General features: G+C 47.2%; 4 protein-coding genes and 1 pseudogene. 1 reads left to right on the plus strand and 4 read right to left on the minus strand.

Translation table 11 applies throughout. The features are described from left to right. From WBV27_RS12405 to WBV27_RS12420, 4 genes are all read right to left on the minus strand, one after another. Positions 1-275 (minus strand): hypothetical protein (locus WBV27_RS12405; protein WP_424202438.1); only part of this gene is annotated, 275 nt, incomplete at its 3' end. A gap of 45 nt (positions 276-320) precedes the next feature. After that, a complete protein-coding gene (locus WBV27_RS12410) occupies positions 321-830 on the minus strand; it encodes a DJ-1/PfpI family protein (protein ID WP_424202439.1) in 510 nt (169 codons plus the stop codon). Positions 831-1,074: 244 nt separating this feature from the next. Further along, positions 1,075-1,812 (minus strand): YebC/PmpR family DNA-binding transcriptional regulator, encoded by a 738-nt coding sequence (locus WBV27_RS12415; protein WP_424202440.1) that lies wholly within the window; start codon positions 1,810-1,812, stop codon positions 1,075-1,077. A 66-nt stretch (positions 1,813-1,878) separates the two neighbouring features. Continuing rightward, positions 1,879-2,376 (minus strand): VanZ family protein, encoded by a 498-nt coding sequence (locus tag WBV27_RS12420; RefSeq protein WP_424202441.1) that lies wholly within the window; start codon positions 2,374-2,376, stop codon positions 1,879-1,881. Between the two features lie 109 nt (positions 2,377-2,485). Between WBV27_RS12420 and WBV27_RS12425 the strand changes: the two are divergent. Next, positions 2,486-3,353: pseudogene (locus tag WBV27_RS12425) on the plus strand (M3 family oligoendopeptidase); the annotation flags it as partial.

The following is a 3,353-nucleotide window of genomic DNA, read 5'->3' on the forward strand; positions in this document are numbered from 1 at the left end:
GTCTTCATGATGTCCATTTTCTCTACTGCAGCGTTGTAGTTCAATCTGGCAATCTTCAGGTTTTGTTCTTCATCGCGCATGACGGTTAGGTTCTCCTCCGAATTATCTTTGATCCATTCACCTTTCACATCCGCCAAGGTGATTTCCTGCTGCTCCACCGCTTTCTTTGCTTCCTGCAGCTCGAACTTCAGCAATCCGAATTTCCTTTCCAGGTCCTGCATCTTGACCGGATCCTGTTCCTTCAATAGCTCTATTCTGGCTTTCAGTTCTTCCATATTCCCTGCCGCCTCCAATTCCTCACCAACAGCCGTGTCTCCACTTTAGCCAGCCAAAAACTTGCAGATTTCCAGCCCAAACTGTTTTGCTTGATCCGCACCGTTCGCAGTGATGATATTGCCGTCGACTGTCACGCCGGACTCAGAATAAACTGCCCCTTTGGCTTCGATAGCTGCGATCTCGGATTCGAAAACAGTCGCATTTTTCTTCTTCAGCAAACCCGCGTTCGCTAAGATGACTGGCGCAATGCAGATTGCCGCAACCATTTTGCCTTGTCCATTCATCGCCTGTGCCAACATCCAGGCATGCGGATCGTCGAAGAAAACGCGGCTTCCCGTTCCTCCAACGAACACCACTCCATCAAAACTAGTCGTATCGACATCCTCAACCAAGAGATCCGACTGCGCGATCCCGCCATGCACACCCATGCAGGTCCCGGTCTTGTGGCTGGCGATCCACATTTCATGTCCGCATTTTGCAATTTCTTCCTGGGTCATGAATAATTCTTCGTCGCGGAAATCTTCAGGTGCAATCACAAATATTATTTTTGCCATACCGCTGTTCCCCCATTCGTTGTTTATCCCGATCGGATAATGATAGCTTCTCTTTAAGAGCCTTGTTCGAAAAGTCCAAGGAAAGATCGACTTTGGCTAACTAAATTATACTACAAGCCAAAGAAGAAAGCGATTACAGGAACAGGGTTGCCGCTTCGTGGCAAGGCAGAAACCGAAAAAAACCCGGTTGCCTGCCTTGTCAATAGACAGTGGAAGGCAACCGGGTTTGATTCTCTGTAAAATGTTATTCTTCGTCGTCCAGATCAGCGTTGTGGAATACTTCGGAGACGTCATCATCTTCATCAAGTTTTTCCAGCATCGTTCTGAATTGCGTTTCTTTGTCCGCTGGGATAGCCGACAAAGTTTGCGGAACCATCGTGACTTCCGCTTCGGCCAACACGTAGCCTTCTGCCTTCAAGGCTTCGGAAACCGCATCAAAATCGGTAGGATCCGTGTAGATCTCGAATACTTCATCGCTCGTCTGCAACTCTTCCCCACCGGCTTCCAACACACTCATCAACATCGTGTCTTCATCCACTTCCAAGTCTTCACGCTCGATCGCGATATAGCCTTTGCGGTCGAACATGTAGCTCACCGAACCGGATTCGCCCAAAGATCCTCCGTTTTTGTTGAAAGCGACTCTGATGTTTGTGGCGGTACGGTTGCGGTTGTCGGTCAAAGCATGGACCAAAACAGCCACACCGTTCGGGCCGTAGCCTTCATAAGTGATTTCTTCATAGTTTTCGCCTTCTCCAGCAGATGTTGCTTTTTTGATGGCGCGTGTGATGTTGTCATTCGGCATATTCGCTGCTTTTGCTTTATCTATGATCAAGCGCAGGCTCGGGTTAGATGAGGGATCCGGACCGCTGTTTTTTGCAGCCATATAAATTTCTTTCGATAGTCTCTGAAAAATTTTACCTCGTTTTTGATCTGCAGCGCCTTTTGCGCCTTTGATTTTACTCCATTTTGAATGTCCTGACATTCAGATCCCTCTTCTCATCTATTAATTTACTCAATCATTTTATCAAAAGTAACCGCTTATGGCAATTCACTTTCTGCCTTTTCTGGCTGTCAGAAAAAACCAACCGGCGATAATCGCCAAAATTGCCCCTATGCCAGCCAAAATCACGTCTTCCTTCATGGCAAATGCCGGAGACACAAACGACTGGTGAAATTCATCCGCAGCCGCGTAACTGACGGAAAGCAGCAGGGCCACAACTACAGGCGTAAAAGCATCCCGGATCTTCCCGGAAAGTCCGCCATACCAGAGGTAAGCCAGAAGAAAATAGGAAAGGAACAACCAGATTTTGCTGCCGAAGAATCCCAAAAAACCAAAGTAGCCCAATGCCTCCATGCTTATCACCTGCTCCCCGTAGCGGAAGGTGAACGTTGCGAATAACCCGGAGAGCGGTTGTGCCTGCAGCAAGTTCGCGATGATGTTCGGCAACGCATAAAAATCTTGTTGGAAAGTGGCGCGGTAATAGAGGTACCCCATGATCAGAACTGCTCCCACTATGTATGAATTGCTCTTTTGTTCTCTTTGCATGCAGTTTTTTTCCTTTCTTGATGTAAATTCTTTTTTATATTTTGTTGGAAATTGTTATAATGAAATTATGGCATTACGTTAGTCAATTCAGCCTGAGAGGATGAACAACATGAAATATAGCCTTACCTGGGATTTGGACTCATTTTTTGAAGGAGGGAGTTCTTCGCCCGCACTACAAGAAAAAATACTGTCGATCCAAGACGGACTGAAGGATTTTGAATCCGCAGCAACCGCTTGGGACCCCGAACAAGACAAACCGGATTATCCTGTTTTTCAGGATTTGCTTCATCAGGAGGAACTGTACGCAAAAGCTTTGATGCAATGCAACAGTTTCATAACAGGTGTCCAATCAGCCGATGTCTCGGACTTGGATGCAAGCGCAATCCATGCGCGAATAATTCAATTGTACAGCAAATTAACGATTATTCAAACGACTCTGAAGAAAAAAGTAACCGCAGTCAAAGAAACTGACTGGAACCAATTGGTGGAAAAGCCTGGCTTTTCACCGCTTGAATTCGCGCTTTCGGAATGGCGCCAACAAGGCAGCCGCCTCCTCTCCGACAAGGAAGAAGCCTTATTGGCAACCTTGCGTGTCGATGGTTTCAACGGTTGGAGCGCGCACTATGACACGCTCGTATCCTTCATCAAGATTCCGTTTCATGATGTTGACGGAACTTTAAGCGAACTATCCGCCGGCCAAGCCATGAATCGGATGTATGCCGATCCCGATCCGAACGTGCGCAGAAAAATATTCGTTGAATGGGAAAAAGCTTGGGGCGTTCTTGCTCCAGCATTTGCTGATACATTGAATCACCTGCAAGGATTCCGTTTGGCGGATTTTGAGGCGCACCAGGATGAGGATTTTTTGGTTGAGCCATTGCGTTATAACCGCATCAAGCGCGAAACGTTGGATTCGATGTGGCAGGCCATCAGCGCGAACAAACAGCCTTTCCTTTCGTTTTTGGACCGCAAAGCCG

It is taken from the genome of Trichococcus sp. (genome assembly GCF_049589555.1).
In the GTDB taxonomy this organism is placed as follows: Bacteria; Bacillota; Bacilli; order Lactobacillales; family Aerococcaceae; genus Trichococcus.